General features: G+C 46.5%; 21 protein-coding genes and 1 pseudogene. 17 read left to right on the forward strand and 5 right to left on the reverse strand.

Annotated features, from left to right (window positions below; all coding sequences use genetic code 11):
- Window positions 1–43 precede the first annotated feature (43 nt).
- Window positions 44–910: a hypothetical protein gene (locus ACK3SF_RS05455; protein ID WP_414837688.1), complete on the forward strand. Its 867-nt coding sequence runs from the start codon at window positions 44–46 to the stop codon at window positions 908–910.
- A 26-nt stretch (window positions 911–936) separates the two neighbouring features.
- Here ACK3SF_RS05455 and ACK3SF_RS05460 read toward each other — a convergent pair whose 3' ends face one another.
- The gene (locus ACK3SF_RS05460) at window positions 937–3,030 is read right to left on the reverse strand and encodes an acetate--CoA ligase family protein (protein WP_414837689.1); all 2,094 of its coding nucleotides are present in this window, start codon (window positions 3,028–3,030) and stop codon (window positions 937–939) included.
- 41 nt (window positions 3,031–3,071) lie between these two features.
- Between ACK3SF_RS05460 and pdhA the strand changes: the two genes are divergently transcribed.
- The 6 genes and pseudogenes from pdhA to ACK3SF_RS05490 all read left to right on the forward strand — a co-directional run bounded on the left by pdhA (window position 3,072) and on the right by ACK3SF_RS05490 (window position 8,815).
- Entirely contained in the window at window positions 3,072–4,133 is a 1,062-nt protein-coding gene (pdhA, locus tag ACK3SF_RS05465) for a pyruvate dehydrogenase (acetyl-transferring) E1 component subunit alpha (protein WP_414837690.1), read from the forward strand.
- Window positions 4,134–4,162: 29 nt separating this feature from the next.
- Window positions 4,163–5,131: an alpha-ketoacid dehydrogenase subunit beta gene (locus tag ACK3SF_RS05470; RefSeq protein WP_414837691.1), complete on the forward strand. Its 969-nt coding sequence runs from the start codon at window positions 4,163–4,165 to the stop codon at window positions 5,129–5,131.
- Window positions 5,132–5,140: 9 nt separating this feature from the next.
- Window positions 5,141–5,350: pseudogene (locus ACK3SF_RS05475) on the forward strand (biotin/lipoyl-containing protein); the annotation flags it as partial.
- 3 nt (window positions 5,351–5,353) lie between these two features.
- Window positions 5,354–6,505, forward strand: a complete 1,152-nt coding sequence (locus ACK3SF_RS05480; protein WP_414837692.1) for a dihydrolipoamide acetyltransferase family protein — start codon at window positions 5,354–5,356, stop codon at window positions 6,503–6,505.
- A gap of 11 nt (window positions 6,506–6,516) precedes the next feature.
- On the forward strand, window positions 6,517–7,926 hold the full coding sequence (lpdA, locus tag ACK3SF_RS05485; RefSeq protein WP_414837693.1) for a dihydrolipoyl dehydrogenase: 1,410 nt from the start codon (window positions 6,517–6,519) through the stop codon (window positions 7,924–7,926).
- Between the two features lie 73 nt (window positions 7,927–7,999).
- The gene (locus tag ACK3SF_RS05490; RefSeq protein WP_414837694.1) at window positions 8,000–8,815 is read left to right on the forward strand and encodes a DsbA family protein; all 816 of its coding nucleotides are present in this window, start codon (window positions 8,000–8,002) and stop codon (window positions 8,813–8,815) included.
- 68 nt (window positions 8,816–8,883) lie between these two features.
- Here the strand turns inward: ACK3SF_RS05490 and ACK3SF_RS05495 are convergent, their stop codons facing one another.
- Window positions 8,884–11,283 carry a DNA-directed DNA polymerase gene (locus ACK3SF_RS05495; protein ID WP_414837695.1) on the reverse strand — a complete coding sequence of 800 codons (2,400 nt, stop codon included), beginning with the start codon at window positions 11,281–11,283 and terminating at the stop codon, window positions 8,884–8,886.
- A gap of 82 nt (window positions 11,284–11,365) precedes the next feature.
- On the opposite strand from ACK3SF_RS05495, the gene ACK3SF_RS05500 reads away from it, so the two are divergent.
- The 3 genes from ACK3SF_RS05500 to ACK3SF_RS05510 all read left to right on the forward strand — a co-directional run bounded on the left by ACK3SF_RS05500 (window position 11,366) and on the right by ACK3SF_RS05510 (window position 13,246).
- On the forward strand, window positions 11,366–12,022 hold the full coding sequence (locus ACK3SF_RS05500) for a metallophosphoesterase family protein (RefSeq protein ID WP_414837696.1): 657 nt from the start codon (window positions 11,366–11,368) through the stop codon (window positions 12,020–12,022).
- Between the two features lie 210 nt (window positions 12,023–12,232).
- A complete protein-coding gene (locus ACK3SF_RS05505; RefSeq protein ID WP_414837697.1) occupies window positions 12,233–12,430 on the forward strand; it encodes a histone family protein in 198 nt (65 codons plus the stop codon).
- Window positions 12,431–12,502: 72 nt separating this feature from the next.
- Window positions 12,503–13,246 carry a ribonuclease H-like domain-containing protein gene (locus ACK3SF_RS05510; protein ID WP_414837698.1) on the forward strand — a complete coding sequence of 248 codons (744 nt, stop codon included), beginning with the start codon at window positions 12,503–12,505 and terminating at the stop codon, window positions 13,244–13,246.
- Window positions 13,247–13,836: 590 nt separating this feature from the next.
- On the opposite strand, the gene ACK3SF_RS05515 is transcribed toward ACK3SF_RS05510, so the two are convergent.
- Together ACK3SF_RS05515 and ACK3SF_RS05520 are read right to left on the reverse strand one after the other, a co-directional pair.
- Complete coding sequence (locus tag ACK3SF_RS05515) at window positions 13,837–14,316, reverse strand: hypothetical protein (protein WP_414837699.1); 480 nt, start codon at window positions 14,314–14,316, stop codon at window positions 13,837–13,839.
- Window positions 14,317–14,356: 40 nt separating this feature from the next.
- Entirely contained in the window at window positions 14,357–14,518 is a 162-nt protein-coding gene (locus ACK3SF_RS05520) for a hypothetical protein (RefSeq protein WP_414837700.1), read from the reverse strand.
- A gap of 152 nt (window positions 14,519–14,670) precedes the next feature.
- Between ACK3SF_RS05520 and ACK3SF_RS05525 the strand changes: the two genes are divergently transcribed.
- From ACK3SF_RS05525 to ACK3SF_RS05555, 7 genes are all read left to right on the forward strand, one after another.
- Window positions 14,671–15,189: a nucleotide exchange factor GrpE gene (locus ACK3SF_RS05525; protein ID WP_414837701.1), complete on the forward strand. Its 519-nt coding sequence runs from the start codon at window positions 14,671–14,673 to the stop codon at window positions 15,187–15,189.
- On the forward strand, window positions 15,179–15,442 hold the full coding sequence (locus tag ACK3SF_RS05530; RefSeq protein WP_414837702.1) for a hypothetical protein: 264 nt from the start codon (window positions 15,179–15,181) through the stop codon (window positions 15,440–15,442). The genes ACK3SF_RS05525 and ACK3SF_RS05530 overlap by 11 nt, the downstream gene beginning before the upstream one ends.
- 46 nt (window positions 15,443–15,488) lie before the next feature.
- Window positions 15,489–16,406, forward strand: a complete 918-nt coding sequence (locus ACK3SF_RS05535) for a hypothetical protein (protein WP_414837703.1) — start codon at window positions 15,489–15,491, stop codon at window positions 16,404–16,406.
- Between the two features lie 76 nt (window positions 16,407–16,482).
- Window positions 16,483–18,402, forward strand: coding sequence for a molecular chaperone DnaK (dnaK, locus tag ACK3SF_RS05540; RefSeq protein WP_414837704.1), 1,920 nt, complete (start codon window positions 16,483–16,485; stop codon window positions 18,400–18,402).
- A 131-nt stretch (window positions 18,403–18,533) separates the two neighbouring features.
- The gene (gene dnaJ / locus ACK3SF_RS05545; RefSeq protein ID WP_414837705.1) at window positions 18,534–19,610 is read left to right on the forward strand and encodes a molecular chaperone DnaJ; all 1,077 of its coding nucleotides are present in this window, start codon (window positions 18,534–18,536) and stop codon (window positions 19,608–19,610) included.
- Between the two features lie 96 nt (window positions 19,611–19,706).
- Complete coding sequence (locus ACK3SF_RS05550; protein ID WP_414837706.1) at window positions 19,707–22,472, forward strand: PKD domain-containing protein; 2,766 nt, start codon at window positions 19,707–19,709, stop codon at window positions 22,470–22,472.
- On the forward strand, window positions 22,472–22,747 hold the full coding sequence (locus tag ACK3SF_RS05555) for a hypothetical protein (protein WP_414837707.1): 276 nt from the start codon (window positions 22,472–22,474) through the stop codon (window positions 22,745–22,747). Before ACK3SF_RS05550 ends, ACK3SF_RS05555 begins: the two co-directional genes overlap by 1 nt.
- On the opposite strand, the gene ACK3SF_RS05560 is transcribed toward ACK3SF_RS05555, so the two are convergent.
- Window positions 22,748–23,488 (reverse strand): ZIP family metal transporter, encoded by a 741-nt coding sequence (locus ACK3SF_RS05560; RefSeq protein ID WP_414837708.1) that lies wholly within the window; start codon window positions 23,486–23,488, stop codon window positions 22,748–22,750.
- Window positions 23,489–23,536 lie beyond the last annotated feature (48 nt).

A 23,536-nucleotide genomic window follows, 5' to 3' on the forward strand; every position in this document is an offset into this window, starting at 1 on the left:
CTCTTAAAGGTGGAGCGGGTATGAGAGCTTGGTGAATAGACAAATGAAACTCGATAACAGATTCACGACAACGTTTATAGTAGCAGGTTTGCTACTTGGACTGGCAGCTCCAGCAGCTGCACAGCCTTCACAGGCCCAGTCCAGCAATCAGGTTCAAACGGATGCGCAAGCGTCCGCACAGTCAGAAGGAATTATGACGGCACTTACACAGATACAGAAGCAGTTACAGAACATCCAGCAGAGACTTACAGCGCTGGAACAGAAAGTCTCCAGTAGTCAGGCAGATGTAGAGGCCAACGGACAGACTACCGCAACAGGAGAGCTCAACGCCAACAGCCAGGCGCAGAAAGAAGCTGGAGGCCCGCCAGAGCACGCGAACGCCAGAGCTAACGCCGGATCAGGAAACGGCGCAGGAGCAGAAGTCTCTGCAGCAGCAAGAAGCGGCGACAGACAGGGAATCATGGCAGCTATCTCAGCTTTCCTATCGGAAAGAGGGAATGACAGAGCTGCAGAAGCAGTGAACAGTTCACAGGACAGCGACGAAGCTGAAGAAAGAGAAGATATAGAACTCGATATCAACGTCACAGGAGATATCGAGAAAGGCAACAACGTGACTGTCCTCGCAACTTATGAAGGAGAAGCTGTCGCTAACGCCACAGTCAAAGTTAACGGCGAAGAAGTAGGACAGACCAACTCAGATGGAGAAATCGTCGTCACTATCCCAGAGGCCGACGAATTCGAAGTCGAAGTTGAAAAAGAAGGAGAAACAGAGATGGAGGGAGAACTGGAGTACGAACTGGAGTCAGAAGACTCCGATGACGAAGCTGAAGTTGAGACAGAGAGTTCTATAGAATCAGGAGATGACGCATCTGTGGAGGCTTCAGCAGAAGTTACAACAGGCCTGAACTAAAGGGCCTTTTCTTTTTTCTTCAATCCTTATTCAGAATCTGTAACGAACTCTATATCGACCACGTATGCTTCATCTCTTTTCAGAACCAGCGGATTCAGATCGATCTCGGAGACTTCCTCATGATTCAGTGCAAGTTGGCCCAAGCGTATTATCGCATCTTTCACAGGCTCCATAGAGTGTTTCTGGCCTCTGATGCCCTTGAAAAGCTCTGATGACTGCAGTTCTTCGATCATCTGTTCTGCCTCCTGTTCGCTTATCGGCGCTATACCGAAGGAAATATCTTCAAGGGCCTCGACATATATTCCTCCGAGACCTACCATTATCATCGGGCCGAACTGCGAATCCCTTTTCATCCCAAGCGCTACCTCAAGGCCTTCTACCTGTTCCTGAACCTTCACACCTTCTACACTATCTTCCACAGTGTAGGATTTTTCCATGATATCACGGAAGGCCTTCTGTACATCCTTTCTCGTCCTCAAATCAGTCTTTACGCCATCTACATCCGACTTGTGCGTTATCTCAGGAGAATCAATCTTCAGAGTAACAGGATATCCAATCCGCGATGCCGTACGGACAGCCTCTTCAGGAGATCCTGCCGTATCAGTTAACGCCGTATTAATCCCGTAGGCCTCCAGAACATTCCTGCCTTTTTCAAATCCTTCAAGATTTTCCATAGCCTGTTCAGCAGCCTCTCTATCATAGCCAATATCGCTGTAGGTTCTTTCAGATAAAAGAAACTCTCTGTACGAATTCATGGCAGCAAGAGATTTTACAGAATCTGCTGGATCATCACATACAGGCACACCACGTTCTTCAAGAATCTGACGTCCCTTCTCGACATCTTCCTCTCCCATAAAGCATGCAACAACAGTTTTATCCGTTTCTGAGGCCTTTTCAGCCAGATTTCTTGCTGTTTTAGCTATCTGGGTATTTGCCTGCGGAGTAAGAACTACAAGAACAGAATCAACGTTTTCGTCCCGTACAACAGCATCGAAAGCGTCAGTGTATCTTCTGTGGCCTGCATCACCTATTATATCTACAGGATTCCTCGCTGAGGCCTCATCAGGCAATCTTTCATCCAGCAAGTTTTTCGTCTCACCGGAAAACTCCGCCAGAGAAAGGCCTCTCTCATTTATCTCGTCAGAAGCTATTACACCCGGGCCTCCGGCATTTGTTACTATAGCTACGTTTTCTCCATCCGGCAAAGGCTGGAAAGAGAAGGCCTTGCCAAATTCAAGTAGATCGCTGTTTGATTCAGCTTCAATTATACCTGTTTTGCGGAAAGCTGCGCGGTAGGCCTCTATACTTCCTGCCATACTTCCTGTGTGACTGGAAGCCGCCTCCCCTCCTTTTTCAGTCCTTCCAGCTTTCACTGCTATTACTGGTTTTTCTCTGGATGTTTCTATGGCTTTTTCAATAAATTCACGGCCGTTATCTATGCTTTCGATGTATGAAAGGACTACCTGTGTATCGTCTTCCCTCCATTTTTCCAGTAGATCTATCTCATCTATCATCATCTCGTTGCCGAGAGAGACAAAATGATGAAATCCTATATTCTCAGGCCTCGAATAATCAAGCATAGCAGTACAGAAAGCACCTGACTGGCTCATAAACGATATATCACCTGGTTCAGGCATACCGGATGCAAAACTTGCATTCATCGAATTTTCAGTATTTATCAGGCCTAAAACGTTAGGACCTAGAATTTTCACGTCGTTCTGCTCCGCCACATACTCCAGTTCTGATTCCAGGGCCTCGTTGCCCATCTCCGAGAATCCTGCAGAGATAACTACAGCCGTATCAACTTTTTTCTCCCCACAGTCACGTATAACATCAGGTACGAGACGTGCCGGAACAGCTACGACAGCCAGATCAGTTCCCTGTCTTAACTCGTCGTAGGCCTCCTCGCCTTCCACTTCATCGGCATTCGGATTGACAGGATAGACTTCCCCCTCGAATCCATGGAGAAGATTATCAAAGATCTCGTGGCCGGTCTTGCCTTCATGCCGGGAGGCTCCTACTACTGCAACAGTCTCAGGTTCGAAAAGATTTTCCAGAGTCACAACAGTATTTTTCTCAGGCCCGTTATTTAGGTTGTTGAGTTCACCGAGAGGTCGCAAACGATTTTTTATATACGAGCCGAGGCCTTTTTTGACTTGTAATGAGAGAAGAGGTTTTCTCCGCTTCTATCCAGAAAATCGAGGTAATGGACGCAGATGACGAAGACGATCATCCATGGATAGAGGAGGAAGAATACAGAAAACTCTACAGGAAAATGATGATTGCAAGAAAATTCGATGAGAAGGCCTTCTCACTTCAGAGAAGAGGAGAAATATCAACATACGCTCCTCACAAAGGCCAGGAAGCCGCCCAGATAGGCGCAGTCTTTGCACTAGAAGATGACGACTGGATTGTACCCTCTTTCAGAGAGTCAGCAGCCTTTATCATGCGTGGCGCACCTCTTGACAAGATTTTCCAGAGATGGATGGGCGACGCAAACGGCCAGAAAGATCTATCCGAAATCAATACTTTGCCAGTAGCTATCCCTGTAGGAACGCAGAACCTTCATACCGCAGGCCTGGGAATGGCCATGGAAAAAAGAGGAGACGAAAACGCAGTCCTCGGATTCACAGGAGATGGATCGACAAGCGAAGGAGACTTCCACGAGGCTCTGAACTTTTCAGGAGTATTCAACGGTCACTCCGTGTTTTTCGTACAGAACAATCAATATGCGATTTCTATGCCTAGGGAGAAACAGACAAAGTCCGATACACTCGCACAGAAAGCAATTGCATATGGAATCGACGGCATACAGGTCGACGGAAATGACATACTGGCAATCATCAAGGCTGTGCGGGAGGCACTGGAGAAAGCCCGTAACGGCGAACCAGTGCTTGTAGAGGCCTTAACATACAGACTTGAGGACCATACTACTTCAGATGACTCGACACGTTACAGAGACGATGAAGAAGTCGATGAATGGAAGGAAAAAGATCCTTTGAAGCGTTTCAGGCAGTACTTGAAAGATGAAGGCCTCTGGACAGATGAACTGGAAAACTTCGAACAGGAGGCCTCGAAGAGAGTTGATGAAGCAGCTAATTCGGCTATGGAGATGGATGATCCCGGATTAGATGAGCTATTCGACTACGTGTACAGTGAGACCCCTGATATACTTGAAGAGGAGAAAGAGGCCTTGAAGAAAGAATTTGAGGTGGAAAAGTAGTGTCAGAAGATCAGGGAGGTGATATCTGAATGGGAGAGAAGATGAATATTGTAGAGGCCGTGAACAGGGCTCTTGAAGACGAGATGGCTGATGACGAGGACGTTATTGCATACGGAGAGGATGTCGGCGAGGACGGAGGTGTTTTCCGTGCTACTGAAGGCCTCCAGGAAAAGTTTGGCGAGGAACGGTGTTTCTCATCTCCTCTGGCCGAATCAGGTATCGCTGGAACCGCTATAGGTATGAGCCTGTACGGTTTCAGGCCTGTAGTCGAGATGCAGTTCTCCGGTTTCTCCTATCTTGCGTTCCCCCAGTTGAAGGAGCATGCGGCCCGGATGCGTATGAGAAGTCGTGGCGACTACGAGGCCCCGATCACCGTTAGAGCTCCTTACGGGGGTGGAATCTCGGCTCTCGAACACCATCAGGAAAGCCCGGAGGCATTTTTCGCTCATTCGAAAGGCCTGAAAGTAGTGATCCCGAGCACACCTCAGGACACTTACTCGCTTCTCAGGGCCTCTATACAGAGCGACGATCCTGTAATATTCCTGGAGCCGAAGAAAATTTATAGATCCTTCAAGGAAGAAGTTGATACCTCAAAGGAGATCAAACTGGGTGATTCAAAAACTGTGCAGGAAGGAGAAGACGCCACACTAATTTCATGGGGGGCCATGGTCCCTGTAGCAGAGGACGCAGCGGATGAAGTAGATGCAAGTATAGAGATAATTGATCTGAGAACTATATCGCCAACAGGCCTCGAAAAAGTATTTGAATCAGTTAAAAAGACAGGAAGAGCTATGGTTCTACACGAGGCCTCGAAAAGCGGAGGCTTCGGCGGAGAAATAGCTGCAAGGATACAGGAAAACGAGATACTGAGTATGAAGGCTCCAGTGAAACGTGTAGCCGGGCCTGACGTGCCATATCCTCTTTACAGTCTTGAAGATTTCTATATGCCGAATAAAAAACGCGCTGTAAAAGGCCTCGAAGAGTTGCTGGATTTCTAGGTGATCTGAATCAAATTCGAGTTCCCTGACACCGGTGAAGGAGTAACAGAAGGCCAGTTCCTGGAATGGGAAGTCGAGGAAGGCGAAAAAGTTGAGGAAGATCAGATCATCGGAGAAGCTGAGACGGACAAAGCAGTCGTAGAGATCCCGGCACCTTCAGATGGAAAAGTTAAACATCTCAAGGCCTCTCCAGGAGATACTGTCAGCGTCGGCGACGTCATAATGGAGCTTGATACCGGAGAAGAGTCTTCAGAAGCCGAAAAAGATAATGAAAGTTCGGAATCATCCGCAGAAACTTCTGAAAAGATAGAATCGAGCGAAAAAGCACTTGAAGTAGATTCTCAGGATGCTGGAGATGTTCTTGCTTTGCCAAGAGTCCGTAAAATGGCGGAGGAAAAAGGCATAGACTTGGCCTCGATAAAGACAGGAGAGAGAATAACAGAACAGGAGTTGCTGGATTACGAGGCCTCAGAGACAGATACAGAATCAGAAAAAGATAATTCAGTTGGAAAAGTTAATGCCTCTCCTTCTGTCAGGAGACTGGCTCGTGAAAAAGGCATATATATAGAAAAGGTAGAGGGCACCGGCAGAGGCGGAAAGATCACCAGATCGGACATAAATGATGCAGAAAGCAGAGATAGTTCTCAGGCCTCGGAAAGTCGTTCAGTGGATGAGATCAGCGGAGAGACAGAGCGCAGGCCTCTCTCCGGTATCGAGAAAGAGATCGGCAACAGGATGGAAAAATCCCGTTTCACTGCTCCGCATGTCACTCACGTCGAGAAAGTTGACGTCAAGAGGCTTTCCGAAATGCGGGAAAGAGAGAAGGATGAAGTTGATCCACATCTGACATATCTTCCTTTCATAATGAAGGCTGCTGTATCGGCCCTGAAGGATTATCCAGAGCTTAACGCCGAGCTTGACGAGGAAAACGATGATATAGTTCTGAAGAATTTCTACTGTTTCAACATAGCCGTCGATACTGATAGAGGCCTGATGGTTCCGAAGATAAAGAACGTTGACAGGAAAAGTATAGTTAAACTGGCGGATGAAGTCAGTGAAAAAGCCGAGAAGGCCAGGAACGGAGATTTAACACCGGAAGAGATGAGTATCGGCAGCTTTTCAATATCAAACATCGGGGCAATCGGCGGAGAGGCCTTCACACCAATCATAAACTATCCTCAGACAGCTATACTTGGTGTTGGGAAAATATCTGAGACTGCCGAAGTTTTTGAAGGAGAAGTGGAGCCCAGGATGACTGTGAAACTTTCATTGAGTTATGATCACCGTGTTATAGACGGAGCTACAGCCGCACGTTTCATGAATAAAGTCGCTGAAAATCTTGAGAATCCTGAAAAAATGCTGATAGAACTTTAGGCGATATAGAAATGGTAGTAGGCGATATCGAGACTCAGACAGAGCTTCTTGTAATCGGCGCAGGACCTGGAGGATACACGGCTGCGATAAGAGCTGCTCAGAGAGGCCTCGACGTTGTTCTTGTCGATAAGGAAGAGCTTGGCGGGACATGCCTGAATAGGGGATGTATACCGGCAAAAGCACTTATCCACGCCTCCAAGTTCCATCATGAGATCCAGAACTGGCATGAGATCGGAATCGAGGCAGAGTGCGAGAATATTAATTTCTCTAAAATCATGAACTGGAAGGATTCTGTAGTGGATGAACTGAACTCGGGCCTTGAACATATACTTGACCGGGAAGGAGTTACTGTAAAACAGGGAGAGGCCCGTTTCATCGACGAAGATACTGTAAGAATCGAGGAGGAGCACAATGCTGAGAACGTGAAGTTCGAAAACGCTGTTATCGCCACAGGAAGTCAGCCAATCGAGATACCAGGCCTCGAATACAGTAAAGAAGGCGTAATTTCCTCAAGAGGCCTCCTAAGCCTTGACGAAGCTCCTGAAGATCTCGTGGTAGTAGGAGGCGGATATATCGGTATGGAAGCAGCCACAAAATTCGCAAAATTTGGTTCCGAGGTAAAAATCGTGGAGGCAGCGGATAGAGTTCTGCAGAACTTCGATGAAGAGATAGTGAACGAGTTACGGGAATCTAATCCCGAGTACGGCGACAAGATTTTTACAGGCGTGAAGGCCTCTGGTGTAGAGCAGAGAGATGGAAAGACAGTCTTGAAAGCGGAGAAAGACGGTGAAAAAATGAGTCTTGAAGGCGATTATGTTCTCGTGGCTGCTGGCAGGACAGCAAGGCCTGTACTGGAGAATCTTGATCTGGAGAACGCAGGCCTTGAGATCAGTGACGACGGCTTCCTAGAAGTAGATGAACAGATGAAGACATCGCGTGATGATATAATGGCTATTGGAGACTGTATCGGACAGCCTATGCTGGCACACAAGGCGTACAGAGAGGGCCGGGTTGCTGCAGAAGTTGCTGCAGGAGAGGCCGCTGCTTTTGACAATCAGTATATTCCGAAGGCGATGTATACAGATCCTGAAGTTGCTGTAGTTGGAATGACTCCGGACGAGGCCCGTGAAAGATTTGACGACGTCATGATAGGAAAGTTTCCCTTCAGGGCCTCCGGTAGATCTCTGACAATAAATCAGGATCATGGTTTCATCCGTGTAGTCGCGTCAGGAGATGAGAAGCTTCAGGGAGTTCAGATAGTCGGCTCAAGGGCCTCCGACATGATAGCGGAGGCGACGCTGGCGCTCGAGATGCAGGCCTATCTTGATGACGTTATCAACACTATCCATGCTCATCCTACGTTCCCTGAGGCCTTTGCAGAGGCCTGTGAGGATGCTCGTGGAGAGTCTATCCATAAGTAAAATTTCTGGATACTGTTTAGAGGGACTGTGTAGAGGCGTGAATTTTTAAGTTATGCCGTGCAGTGTTTTGTTTATGCCTGAATGTGATTTCTGTGGCGAGGAGTTCGAGTCTGATCTGGAGCTTCACGTTCACTGGGGTGAAGAGCATGAGGATGAACTTAATTCTCATCAAAAAGATACTGTAAAGAAAGCTAGGAGAGAAAAAGAGGAACAGGAGAAGAAGGAAAGTGAGAGAAAGAAGAATCTTGCTTTCAAAGTTCTTGCCTCCGGTGTAGCGATCGTTATTGCTGCTATTCTAATCCCTCAGTTGCTTAACGCAGGTAACGGCGGAGATGCGTCCAACAGCACCGCCAGCTTTACGCTTGAAGGTGAGCCGGTACTTGGAAATGAAAGCGCCAACGTCAGCATAGTCGCTTTCGAGGATTTCTACTGCCCTTCATGCAAGAGCTTCAATGACGGCGTGAAGCCTAGACTTGAAGATAATTACATCGAAACAGGTCAGGCAAAGTTTTACTACCTCGACTTCCCTCTGGACTTCCACGATCCACAGGCCACAGCTGCATCGGTCGCAGCAGAATGTACTTACCAGCAGGACGAGGAATCTTTCTGGCCTGTACACGATGCACTGTACGATGTGCAGAGAAGTATAGATTACACTCCTGAAAGACTGACTCAGTTAGTCGAAGAAAACACTGAAGGCCTTGACTACGAGGCAATACAGTCCTGCATAGCAAGTCAGGAAACAGTTAACAGAGTAAACGAGGACATGAGAGAAGGCCTCAACGCAGGTGTCTCAGGTACACCAACAATCTTCGTGAACGGAGAACAGGCCTCAGACTTCAGGTACTCAACACTTGAAAGCATGATAGAGGACGAACTAGCAGGCTAAAGGCCTTCAAAAAGGGGATTACTCCCTTTTTCCCAAATTTTTTCTCAAAAAATTCTACATTATAACTTCTAGCTGAATCTTCCAAGGCCGCTCTGTCTGCCTTTGCCTTTGAGCTCATCTTCAGTGTATCCAAAAACTTTGAGAACTCGTACAGCAGCAGGCACAACCTGGTTATCTATATAATAGTCCGGATCATAGTTATCGGCGAATTTCGTAAGTTCAGCTCTCTCTGAGATACCTCCACCACCGCGAGTAACAACATAATCAACTGTAGTCTCCGGCTCTATATCCATGCCTCTTTTCCTGGCTTTTTTCACGGCCTCAACGTGCGGAGCCGTGGATCCGTACTCTTCAGGGGGCTTTGTCAGTGTCGTATGAATCTTCAAACGTTCCACAGGCATTTCCTGATTTTTCAGGGCCTCTATAGTTTCTTTGACTTCTTCAGCGGCCTCCGAGATCCTGTCCTGGAGCACAAGATTCAAGACTTTTTTCTGAGTTTCTTTGGCCACAGGACTCCAGTCCCTTCTCACCTGCTCGAAGCCTGTGATCTTGAGGCCTCCTTCTTCATCCATCAATGCGTACTTCTTCTTGGCTCCTTCGCCTGAGGCCTTCGACGTGAAGAATCCTCGTACGAAGTAGCCCTCGAACTCCAGTTCCATGAACTCAGGAAGAGTCGAGTTAACTTTCTCGAGGAAACTTTCTTTCCTTTCCTTGACGTCCTCTCCCTGTATGAAGACCGAGTCAGTATCGCCGTAGACGATCTCGAATCCCATCTCCTCGGCGATATCTATAGTATCCTCGATATACTCTCTTCCAAGATACGTAGTGGCCTGTGCAGACTCCTTGGAATACCATCGTGCTCCATCATATCCCAGATACCCATAGAACGAGTTGGCGAGGATTTTCTGGGCCTGCTGGCGGCTGTAAACCCGTTCATACTCGAGAGAGTCTTCCTCAAGATCCTTTAACTTCTCCTTCAATTCATACCTGCTTCCTACCAGGCCTTCGATAAGCTCCGGGAAAAATCCCTGTTCATCCTGACAGAAAAAGAAGTCGAACTCCTCCAGAGTAAATTTTTCATCGCAGTCCTCGAGATCAAGGACTTCAGGCGAAATATTATGAGCCACCATAACCGTCGGATACAGAGAACGGAAATCAAAAACAGAAACATCTTCATAGAGGCCTGAATCCGGAGTATATACAAAACCTCCCTCGTAAGCTCCCTGATTCTGCCTTCTTCTCCTTTCATTCCTTGTAGGCCTGTTAGGCGCCAGCATGTTCCTGTTGAAGGCCTCTCTGAGGAGGAAGTTTTCCGTCAACTGTCCGTAAGTCAGCCTGCACGCATCGAACGGTATGAGGCCTGTGATCCTGGAAAGCTCCATTATCTGCGGCACAAGCTCTTCAGAAAGCCTGTAGGCCAGCTCGGAATCTCTTAAATTGTATCTTGCAAATTTTTCCAGATTTTCGCTGTCTCTCCACCACTGTTTCATCTCTTCAAAAGTTACTTCATCCTTGTTCTCTCCCAGCATCTCTTCAGCTACAGAATCAAGGTCAAGAGTCTCCGAATCAAGGCCTGGAGCTACTACATGTGATATGAACGGGAAAAGATCGAGATGCATCCTACCCTTCAGTCTTGCTCCCTTGAAGCGGCCTCTCCTGTTGTATTTCATTCTTTCGCCATCTCTGCCAAGCGAAAGCTCCATCCCGTATTTCTGGACTCGTTCTCTGAGTACACCGAAATCAAACTCATCGGTGTTGTACCCTGTTATTATATCGGTATCTCTATCCTCTATTATCGCCATAAATCTCTGTAAAAGCTCTTTCTCGGATTCAAAAGTCTCAACAAAATCTTCATCGATCTCCCCAGTAGAAAGAACTTTTTCAAAATCTTCACCGTAGAAAGAGGCCATAACTACCTCTTCATCGATTACTTCAAGATCGAAAGCCAGTTTGGAGAAACTTGGCTCCTCTTTATCGGATTCAGTGACTTCTTCAAGTAAAATTTTTCGTTCAATATCTCCAGAGGCCTGTTCTCCGTTCACGCGAACTGTTTCTCCAGGCCTTATCCCTCTATCGATCAGAAATCTTTTGTAGAATGGTATATCAAATTCTCTGCATTCCTTGACTTCCTGCATCTTACTTACGGGATACTTCAGTTTAGGGACGTTCGCCGGTATATCTGTGGAGATCTTCAGGGCCTTTACCTCCTCTAGGCCTAATTTTTTGTCCTGTATCTCTATTTCTCTTACTTCCAAGGGTTCATCGTCGTCATCTGTGAACTGTCTGCTTTCTATCTCTTCCTTCAGTTCTTCAGCGTTTTCATTCGGGACTGCGTAGAAGTATGGCTGCAGTTGTCTGTCCTCTATGAGGATATTCTCTCCTGCTGCTGTTTTTCCGAAAGCCCTTATCAGGACTTCACCGTTGTCTATACGGTAGTCAGCATCGATTACAGTTACGTCAGTTTCCACAGGATTATTTTTCCGGGCCGAGAGTTAAGTAAATGGATTCCTGTGTCAAAGACTTAAGTTGTCAGGCCTTCAAAGACAGTTTATGAGGACACTTCTGATAACTGATATTCACGGAGATACAGACAAGCTGGAAAAAATAATTGAAAAAGAGGATTTTGAGGCCATCCTGTGCGCCGGAGATCTTTCAGATGCCAGAGAGTTCGATGACTACGAGGGAAAGCTGGATGAAGTGCTTGACCTTTTCGATAAGAAAGACAAGCTCGTTAAAGCCGTCCCCGGGAATATGGATCCTGAAGAGGCCTGTGTGAAGGCCTTGAGGGAGCGAAGAATCAATTTACACAGGAAGATCGGATCTTTCGATGGCTTTGAGGCTGTTGGCCACGGAGGAGGAATCACTCCTTTCGGCACTCCTTTCGAGCCGTCAGGAGAGGAAATCAAGAACGCTGTGGAGACTTTGAGCGAGCGGATGAAGGCAGATACACGTCTGGCTGTTATCCATCAGCCTCCGGCGAACAGTGAACTGGATATCGCAGATGGCGAGCATGTGGGCAGTCCGGAAGTAAGAGAGTTACTTGAAGACTCCGAGTTCGATCTCGTTCTGACAGGCCATATCCATGAATCCCGAGGCAGAGATAAGTTCAACGGGACTGTGGCAGTAAATCCAGGGCCTGTACTGGAGGGCTACTATGCTGTTGCAGAGATAGGTGATGGCATCGCAGTTGAAATGAAGCAACTGTGACTTTTTCACAATATCTACAGGCCTTTCCGGAGAATGCCAGAGTTTATACAGTGGTAGAATGGAGAGGCCTTTTCCCAGTGTTTTCTTTTTCATTTGTAAGAGTTGTCTACAGGACGATAACTGTTTAACGTGTGCTGCACGCCACATATTTTTATATAGGAGTAGAACGTAAATTATCAGTACAAGCCTTAAAGGAGGTGACACTATACAATGGCAGAACTACCACTAGCACCTGTAAAGAGAATTATCAAGCAGGCCGGCGCTTCAAGAGTTTCAGAGGACGCAGTAGAAGAACTAAGAGATGAACTAGAAGCACACGCAGAGGATCGTGCAAGAGAAGCAAAGCAGTACGCTGAGCACGCCGGCAGAAAGACAGTACAGGCAGCAGACGTTAAGACTTCAAGATAAAGTTTTTTCTTGAAGAGGCCTGTACGTTTCATACTTCCTTTTTTTATTTCTCACCGATCAGATTGTTCTACAGTGAAACTGGAAAACTCATTTATCCTGTTCCCTGGCATTGGCCAGAAGACCGAGAAAAAACTCTGGAAAGACAATATACGGCACTGGGACCATCTTGAAGACTCTTCTAAGCACAATAAAGTTCAGGAACACATGGAGAAGGCCCGCAAAAATTTGAAAGTGAATAACTCAATTTACTTCGACGACAAACTCCCAAACAAAAGCCTGTGGAGAGCCTACAAAAATTTTGAGAAAGATGTCACGTTCTTCGATATCGAGACAACAGGCCTGAAGCCGGAAAGGAACAAGACCACGACAGTAAGTTTCTACCGTAACGGCGAATCAAAGACATTAATCAGAGGCCAGAATCTGACTCGTGAAAAACTTGAAAACGAGATTTTCGAGTCATCTATGCTTGTCTCATTTAACGGGAAGCGTTTCGATGCTCCTTTCCTGGAGAAAAACTTTGACTTGAATATCGAGACGCCGCACATCGATTTGATGTATCCGTGTAAACGACTTGGATACAGTGGAGGCCTGAAGAAGATCGAGAAAGACTTGAAGATTCAGCGAGAACTGGAGGATATCGATGGAAGGGAGGCGATCAAGCTGTGGAAGAAGTACGAGAACAACGGTGACGAAGAGGCCTTGAACAAGCTTGTCAGGTACAATCAGTACGACGCCGAGAATCTTCAGGACTTGCTTGAGATCGTCCGTGAAAAATTGATCGAGAAAGTGGCTGACAGGCCTGAAAGATTCGAGTAGAGGCCTGCAAAGGTTTTCCGGATACTTTTTCCTTTTCCGCTGTGCATGTTTGGAGGGAAAACTTAAAAGGGTCGACTTCTAATTAGAGGTTGAAGAAAATGGCCTTGGTTAATACTATTTCACCCGCTGGAAACATGTGGATGGATCTGGTGAGGTGCACCCATACCGAAAACAAGGCCAAGGCTTTCTCCATTATTAATTATCTGGCAGAGTAAAGTGGGATGAAGTCTTGGCCGACATTGACTGGCCAAGTACCGACCGCGAATACTCAAAAAACCAAATTCTTGACAGCCTCTCGTTCTACCTCTATGGAACATGGAATGAGGGCTTGGGCAGTGTGCTGCTTGCAAGGTGGTGCACTGTCCTTGGCACCTATCTAGTCTATCTGTAAAAGATACGATACGTACAACGATCAGAGGTGCAATACACACAATGGATGCGAACACACGCCACTTCGAAACCGAGCTTCAGGCTCAGCACGAAGAGACCACTCGACAGACTACCGATGTCTCACCTGAAGCAAACGTTGTCCCGGCAACAGCACTTTAAACCAGAAAAACAAGAATAAAGAAGATTACAGGCCTCCAGAATCAGTCCTGACTCTGGTATGCCGCCGACTCGAAGGCAGCCCAGCCGTTGGCCATAGAATCAAGCATCGAGGTGAAAGACTTCGCTGGCTTGATGACTTTTCTGCGGCCCTGAGAGCCTTCTCTCGAATCACGGTACTCCAGATACTCGTACTGAATTGCCCCTAAACGCCGGAGCTTAGGCAGAATATTGTTTTTCAGATTGGAGAGGCCTTTCTCGTGTCCCCATTCATCGAAGTTATTCAGTTTCTCGGAATCGATTTCTCCCTCAGTTTTCAGCTCACGCAGGAAAATTTTCGCGTACTTGTTCCTCTTAGGCGACTGCTCGTGAGGGAAGAAAAGATCAACAATCTTCTCCCAGTTCCAGGCCCTGTCACTCAGCCTGTACTTCTGACGATCCTCAGGTATCGCTATAGAGTTTTTAGTAACAATTGTGGAGGACTTGCGGGCCTCCTCATCGACAAACGGATGATCATCTCCCATAAAAACAGATTAAAACAAAGAAGGTATAATAAAATTTGCTTCAGGAAAAAATGCTTGCTATAGAGCTTAAAACCGACGAAACTCCTGAAAAAGCGTATCCTACAAAAATCCATCCCAGTACAAAAATCATAAACGCCATGTAGTTTCCTCCTGCTCCTGTAGAAGCTATAGACATGAAAGGAGTTGTAAGAGAAATATCCATAGGTACAATTGAGGCCTCCCTTCTTTTAAACACGTATAGTTTTACCTCAAAGTACTCAAGTAATTTAGAGGCCTGAAAAAGTTACAGACTCTGTTGATCCCGGGAATGAGGCCTCTGTGAAGTATTTCAAATTTTTCTTCCCATCTTCAGGTATGAGCTATGAAGATCTCTCACGCGAAGAACTTGTAGAGGCCCTGAACGAGATGGAGAAAAAATTTGACGAGGAGAGATGTGAGAGGGAAAAATTCGAGGAACTGGCCAAAAAGACAAAGGCCGACTTCGAGAACTACAGGAAGAAACAGGACGAAAGAAAGGAAAGATGGCAGAAAGAGGCCAAACAAGAATTGGCGGAAGATCTGATCGAGGTCATGGACAATCTTGAAAGAGCTTTGATGGCGGCAGACGAGGAGACAGCTGTCGTCCAGGGCGTGGAGATGGTGAACGAACAATTGTACAGCAAACTGAACAGTGAAGGCCTAGAGGTCATCGAGACAGGGGAAAAATTCGATCCAGAAGTCCATAAAGCCGTTGATACCAGAGAGCACGAGGAACACGAGCCGAAGACGATACTTGAACAGAAGAGGAAAGGCTACCGTTTCGATGGAAAAGTTCTGAGGGCTGCAGAAGTAGTTGTATCCGAGAGGCCTAGAGAATCCGAAGATGAATCCTGAGTATATACATTCCAGACTGGAGGAGAAAGCAGAGGCCTTTGAAGGAGAGGAACTCAGAAGCCAGGTTGAGTCAGTTCTTGATGAGGAAGATGTGAGCTACAGAAGAACCAGCGTTGGAGGCCTTGAACAGCCGAGACACAAAGAATATCTTTACGAGCTAGGCGGTGATGAAGAAAGTTTTGAGCTACAGCTGATAACTTATGACGGCCGTCCTGGTAGAGACGATGGCTCAGTTGAAATAAGGGGAAAGTAGAGTGCAGGAAATTTGATTTTTTAACTCGGATGAGTAACTTGATGTTGTGAGGAAGAGAGCTGAGAACGATCCTCTGGAGATCGATCCTGGATGGGAGGATCTTCTGGAGGGCCTGGAGAGCAGAAATTCTTTGACGTGTGCCCAGTTGATAGTCTACGGAGTTGATACGAATTATCCTCTCGGGCCTGGTACTATCGTCAGGAAGGCCTTCAAGTCGGATGGGAAGCTTCCTGTGGAACACAGTCTGGAAAAGATCTTCGAGGAGATGAGTTCAGAGTTCGGAAACAAAGTCACTCAGCGTGTGGAAAAAATACTTGAGAAAAATCTTGATCTGAACTCGCTGAAAGTCCTGAAGTTTGACATGGAAGTCCTGAACGAGCTGCGTTACGGAACTGTAGACGGCGTATCGGGGAAATGGAAGCGGATGACTTCCGGAGGCACCTGGACGATATACACAGATCGTCAGGACTCGAAAGTTCTGAAGGCCTCTCATACTGCAGAAAATTCCTGGGAGACTGCTATACTTGCTTTGACTCATGAAGAAGTTGCTGAGAGGATCGAGCAGCTTCCTGAAAAGTATAGACTGGGAGCTCCGAAAAATCGCAGCGTGGCAGTCGCTGAAGTCGATGGGGAAAAATTCGCCGTAACAACTATGGAATACGAGAAAAACTACGTTGAGCCCGGAAGTAACAGGGAAGGGCTCGAAGAGGCCTGTAAAGTTCTGAAGCGGATGTTTGAATCCGGAGAGCTTCCGGCACACGAGTTTGATTACGATAGAGAAGGCCTGAAAAGGAGGAATATGGCATATAGAGATGGAAAGTTTATCGCACTGGATCTGTGCGATAAATCTGTTCTCGGTAATGAAGAGTTCCTGCGTGAAAACGGCATCATAGAAAAAGCACAGGAACTCGGATTCTCGAATGGCAGCGGTTTCCTAGGAGGCCTCTTCGGAAAGTTTCGATAGTTTCTGAAGTTAGTTTCACATTGCTTTAAAATTTTTATTCACGTAAACAAAAACATAATCTAGGTGTAACTGAAAAATGAGCAAGATCATCGGAATCGACTTGGGAACAACAAGAAGCGCAATGGCAACCATCGAAGATGGAGAACCAAAAATAATCGAAAACAAGGAAGGAGAACGTGTAACCCCTTCCGTAGTAGGTTTTGACGACGGTGAAAGGCTTGTCGGAAAGCCTGCGAAAAACCAGCTACTTACAAACGAGGAAAACACTGTAAAGTCGATAAAGAGACACATGGGAGAGGACTACGAAGTCAATCTTGACGGAGAGGATTACACTCCACAGGAAATTTCTTCCATGATTCTGCAGAAGCTGAAAAACGATGCTGAAGACAAGCTTGGAGATGATGTTGAGAAAGCTGTGATTACTGTTCCAGCGCATTTCGATGATACTCAGAGACAGGCCACAAAAGATGCTGCGGAGATCGCAGGACTTGAAGCTGAAAGAATTCTGAACGAGCCGACTGCAGCAGCTCTTGCATACGGATTAGATGATGACAGTGAGAAAACTGTACTTGTATACGACTTCGGAGGAGGAACCTTCGACGTCACCGTCCTCGAGATGGGAGACGGGATCTATGAAGTCCAGAGTACAGAAGGAGACAACGATCTCGGAGGAGACGATTTTGACGAGAAGATTGTAGAGTACCTTCTCGAAGAGTTCGAGGACGAAAACGGAGTCGACCTCCGTGAAAGCGACGAAGCCATGCAGCGTATCCGTGAGAACGCTGAGGAGGCGAAGAAAGAGCTTTCATCGAGAGAATCCACCAAGATCAACATCCCATTTATCTACCAGGAGAACGGCGAGACATACAACCTGGATCAGGAGTTAACCAGATCCAAGTTTGAGGATCTTGTAGAAGAGTTGATCCAGAGGACGACCGATCCGACAAAGAAGGCTATGAACGACGCCGGTGTCGACTCCGGAGACCTTGATGAAGTCATCCTTGTAGGAGGTACGACACGAGTCCCTGCTGTCAGAGAACATGTGCAAGCTATCACAGGACTCCAGCCGGATAAAAGTGTAAGTCCGGATGAAGCAGTTGCCCTGGGCGCATCAATCCAGGCAGGAAGCATGGAAGGTGAAATGGATGATATCCTGCTACTTGACGTAGCACCTCTCAGCCTGGGAGTAGAAGTCAAGGGAGGCCTCACAGAGACCCTAATTGAAGAAAACACGACAATCCCTGCAGAGGAATCGAAAACTTTCACTACAGCCCAGGACAACCAGTCTGTTGTGACTGTACATGTAGTCCAGGGAGAACGTGAGATGGCATCAGATAACAAGTCTCTGGGACAGTTCAATCTTGAAGGCCTGCCTCCAGCACCTGCCGGACAGCCACAGATCGAAGTAACTTTCGAGATCGATTCCGATGGAATCCTACAGGTATCCGCAGAGGAAAAACAGTCTGGGGAAGAGGCCTCTATCACTATCGAGGACCAGGCACGTCTCGACGACGAAGAAATCGAAGAGATGAAGGAAGAAGCAGAGAAACACGCCGAGGAAGACAAGAAACGTAGAGAGTTTGTCGAGGCGAAGAACAAGGCCGATCAGATCATCTCTCAGGGCCGCGATCAGCTTGAAGAACACGGCGACAAGGTCGATGAAAGTCTTGTTGAAGGGATCGAGATGCAGCTGGATGAGCTGGAAGATTTCCGTAAAGATGTAGAGATGGAGGATAAGGAAGAGCTTGAAGAGAAAGTTGCTGAAGTTGAGGAAAAGCTTCAGGAGATAGGTCAGGAAATCTACGGCGACCAGGAAGGCCCGGGAGGAATGGGTGGTATGGGTGCCGAAGGATTCGATCCATCCAACATGAGCGAGGAAGACCTGAAACAGGCCGCACAGAACATGAACATGGGAGGCGGAAACTCAGGCGACGACGTTGTCGATGCAGACTTCGAGGAAGTCGACACAGACAAAGACGAGGAGAAAGAGGAGTAATGATCCTCTCCTCCCCTCAAAATTCCGAAAGCCGTCGAAGTGCGGCTTCATATGATGAAACTCTCTAGGTGAGTTTCTGTGCGAAAATCTAAGATTTTCAGCACTCTCAGAAAACACACAGGTGTTTTCTAATGAGTAAAGAATACTACGAACTTCTGGGAGTCAGTGAAGATGCAAGCCAAGACGAAATCAAGAAGGCCTACAGGAAGAAGGCGAAGAAGTACCATCCGGATTCTAACAAGGATACTGCCGATGAGGAGAAGTTCAAGAAGATAAACAAGGCCTATGATGTTCTCTCCGATGAGGATAAACGGAAGAAATACGATAGATTTGGAAAACAGGGCGTACAAGGAAGTTCATCCAGAGGCCAGAGACGTGCCGCCAACAATTTCCAGGACATTTTCGAGCAGATCTTTGGCGGAGGCGGAAGAAGAGGAAGAAGTAGAGAGGCCCAGGGAGAAAATTTGAAGGTTCAGACGACTGTTAGTCTTGAAGAGGCCTATAATGGCGTTGAGAAAACTTTCAAGGTGTCCAGAAAATCTGAATGTGAGGCCTGTAGCGGAAGCGGTGCGGAGAATGGTAATACTTCTACTTGTTCTAACTGCAATGGTAGAGGGAAAGTTGAACAGGTCCAGAGGACGCCTCTTGGCAGAGCACGGCAGGTCGTGGAGTGTCCGGAATGCAGCGGTACAGGAGATATTCCAGAAGAGGCCTGTACTGAGTGCAGTGGTTCAGGGATTACTGAGAAAGAGGAGACTATCACTGTAGATATTCCAGAAGGTGTGAAAGATGGTCAGCGGCTTAGAGTCCGTGGAAAAGGCCATACTGCACGGAACGGTAATTCAGGTGATCTATATGTTTTTGTGAGTGTAGAGCCTCACGATTCTCTGGAGCGGCGTGACTCCGATCTCTACACTACTGTGAAGATTGGTGTTGGGGATGCTGCTCTTGGTACAAAAATTACTGTACCTCATCCGGACTCTGAGATTGAGGTAGATGTGCCTTCCGGTACGCAGCCGGGCCAGGTGATGCGTGTCTCCGGCAAGGGTATGCCGAGCGGCTGGGGTTCAGGAGATCTGTATGTTAAAGTGGATGTTGATATCCCTAGTGATCTTAGTGTGGAGCAGAGAGAAGTTATGGAGCAGCTCAGGGAGACTGAGAGTAGTGAGAAGAACTTCTTTGAAACAGTTAAGGACTTCATATCCTGACTTAATTTTTTATTCCAGATTGCTCAACCGGTTTATGTGAAGAAACATCTCCTGACCTTGCTCCTCTTAGTAGGTTTGACAGGTTCTGCCGCAGGATTGGGAAAGGTAGACTGTGGAAACGGCGATTCCAGCATAAGTTTCAGCAACATCCCTGACAATATACTTGTTGATGAGTACGGAGGAGACCTCAACACAGGCGAAGACATCTACATCAAGCCATTCGACATCAACAATAGACACACCAACGTATACATCGATATACATCTTTTGAAGGATAAACATGATGTTTGTACAAGCGAAGAAGTTCCTTTCTGGGGCAATGACAAGGAAAACGGTGTCGTTGACCCTCATAAATTCTATGAGATAGACAGGAATGATCTCTGGCCTTCTTCAGCATATATAGAGGATTACCAGGGAGAGCCTTGGAAGTCAGATAAAGGTGAGGCTCCTGTTCCGGGAACATACAAGGTAGTCGCCAAGTACACAAAAAATCCTTCTCCGATAGACACTATAGACAAGTGGAAGACAGCTTACCTCGGGAAAGTTGAAGTTAAAAGCGAAGGCGCCAGTGAAGTTGAGACAGGATATCATTACTGCGGGCGGGGCAATCCAAGAGACTATGATGAAGTGCAGATATTTGATGAACAGAGGCCTCTGTTGACAGATCTTGATGGAAATCAGCTGAATGTTGGAGACTACGTAAGAGTAAACGGATACAAGATTCAGGGAGCTATGGGGAAGACCTACATGTCTCTACTACCTATAGATAACCACCCATGTGACTTCGGAGGCTTCGAACTGATAGATTATTACATAGACGGCCAGGGAGGCACCGTTGACTGGACCGAGGGCTGGGAGGCAGACGTAGATTCCGACACAAAGGCCTCCCAGGCAGGAGAATTCCGTGTAGTATTACGTTACAGTGCAGGAAACGTCGATCCTGGCGAAGTCCTTGGTACATGGAAGACGTGGTACCTGGGAGATGTAGAGGTGAAGCCGGACAACGAACCACCTAAAGCTGATTTTGAGACCAACAAGGAATACGCCGGCGTTAACGTACCCATTACTTTTGACTCAAAACCATCAAGCGACGATAAAGGCATTGAAAAATACAGATGGGATCTTGATGGAGATGGCAGCTACGATGAAGGAAACAGGGAAAAAATTGAGACAGAATTCCAGACTGCCGGAGTCAAGACAGTAGGCCTGAAAGTCACAGACACCAATGGAGCTACAGACACTGTTAAGAAAAATATAGAGATATTTGAACTTCCTGAAGGAGAAGTGCAGGCCTCTGAAGAAATCATATCTCTTGGAAATGAAGTTAACTTCCAGTACAATGTTGGAGAAGGACAGTACAATCTGAATGTAAAAATTGGCGGAGAAACTGTAAAGAACAAATACATAGAGACATCTGGAGAAGAGAGCGGATATATCTCATATCTTCCGGAAGAATCAGGAAGTATCGAGGCAGAATTAGTGGTAAAACCAGAATGGTGGAATCTCCTCGAAAGCGAAGAAACTATCGACACAGCATCGACAAGTATTGAAGAGGCCTTTAACGAAGTTTCGATAAATACAGAGCAGGGAAATGGCTACTACAGCTTCCAAACTGATGCGGACTCCAGAAACACGATTACAAGCATACAATGGGACTTGAATAACGATGGAAGTTACGAAAAAGAGGGCAGAAGCATCCAGAATAGTTTCCTGACTCCTGGAAGCAAAGAGATAAGGCTGAAAGTTACAGATAATCTTGGAAACACAAAAACAGTGTCTGAAAATATAGAAATACGTGAAAACGGCGTACTATCAATCATAGAGAGATGTAGCATTGATAAGGACGACGAAAAAGTTGAACTGGAGGCCGATATAGCAGATTCCAGTGATATAGAGGCCTCAGTGAATATTTCCTGGCTTATTGACGATGAACAGGCCTCAAGGAAACTCAGCGAACTTGGCAAGTATCTAGAGGGGTCTACCAGTGTAGAAGATCTTGAGGCAGGTGATCACGAAGTTAGCGCAGTTGCAGAGCTGGATGGTCGTATCCTGGATACTCAAAGTTGTGGAGTATTCAATATAGAGCCTCTTCCTGAGGTAAATCCTTCTATAGAGCTTTATCCCTCTGATCCTGAAGTTCAGGAAACTGTAGATTTTGTGGCAACGCCCGATACAGAGTTTAGCTATGAATGGGATCTTAACGGAGATGGAGAGTATGGTAGAAATGGTAGAGAGGTAATAGAGCAGTACGAGGTTCCTGGAGAAAAATCTGTACGTGTCAGAGTTATTACAGAGGGAACTGTTATTGGAGAGGCCTCCAGAAGTTTCACAGTTCAGCAGCCAGAGGTTTCTTCAAGTCTTGATGTTGCGAAAGATGAAGTAGCGCAAGGTGAGATGGTTCAGATAAGTTACAGTGTTGGAGAAGGGATTGTTGAGAACGGATTCAGGATTGTTATTGAGGATCCTTCAGGTGAAAAAATTAGAGATAGTTCAATGAATACTGCAAGCGGCACAGTTTCGTTCACACCAGAAAGTTCCTCGCCTACAGGAGAATACGAGGTAAGACTGGTCGCCGAGGAAGGATTCCTTGATGCGATACTGACCTCGATCTTCGGTCCCGAAGACGTCGAAAGTTTTGAAGTACTTGATGCCTCTGAAGAGTTGGACGTATGGAGATCCTACTGTCAAGATAACGGATTTGAACAAAGTTCTGCCTCCGGAAGAGTCTCCTGTATACAGGATCAAATAGGCCCTAAATGTTTCAGGGAAGATCCTGGAGAAGAATGTATCGAAATAGCCGACAGCGTCTGCAAATACTACAGAGGAACAGAATTTAACGCAGAAGAAGGGAGGTGCAACTGATGGAAAAAACTCTTGTACTTGTCATAGCTTCAGCAGTAATAACTATGACAGCTTTAATCATTATACCAAGCTTTACAGAGACTCTTGAAAATACAGGAGAGACAAAAGACCAGTTACAGAAAAATACTGCATGTGAAGTACAGACAAGAGAGGCTCAAAGATCTGATAACCCCTCAATGGTTGAAGATCGCTGTCTAGATTACATCGACGATGCAGGATTTAAAGCAGAAGCAGAAAGCGCCGAAGTTTCCTGCATACTTTCAGGAAACTGCTGATCATACCAGCACTAACTGTCTCAGATAAGGAATAGCGTACATTACAGCCACTCCTAGCGAAAACATAGCTAGATGCAGGCCTATTCCTTCATCCTCTTTGAAACGTGGAAGAAGATCCGCCCCAGCTATATAGACAAAATTGCCGATTACCAGAGGAAGTAAGAACGTATTTATTCCTGCTACTGCTGTTGAAAGGCCTAGTACCAGTCCAGCACCCATAAACATGAATACACTTATTCCTATGTTGAACAGTACTGCTTTATTTCTGGAAAAACCGCTATGAACAAGTACTCCAAAGTCTCCGGCCTCTTTTGGAACTTTGTGAGCTATAACTGCGATTGTTGCTGCAAGGCCTGCCGGAACTCCTGCCAGGAAGCTAGATGCAACAAGTATACCATCCAGAATGTTATGAACTGCGTCTCCAGCCACCAGTACGTATGAAAAGGCCTCTATGTGGTGATCTTGATTGTGGCAGTGCCAGTGGACAGCTCTTTCAAGTATTAGAGATCCTGCCATCCCCAGTAGTACGATGAGGCCTGTCTGTCTGGTGTATCCGATATTGTTGGCAAGTTTGAACACCAGGTGTATGAATACGCCCCCAAATATTGTTCCTGCGGATAGGGAGATAAGATAAGGTGTTAATTTGTGCATTCTTTCTTCGCTGAGGCCTAGAAACAGTGCTCCGAGGCCGGAAAGCACAGATGTGAGGATCAAGCTGCCCAAAAGTAGTCCGGATTCCATAACTAACAAGTTTTTATTAAGTTTTTAAACTATGCTATTAATCTGTAG

It is taken from the genome of Candidatus Nanosalina sp. VS9-1 (genome assembly GCF_047555085.1).
Classification (GTDB): Archaea; Nanohalarchaeota; Nanosalinia; order Nanosalinales; family Nanosalinaceae; genus Nanosalina.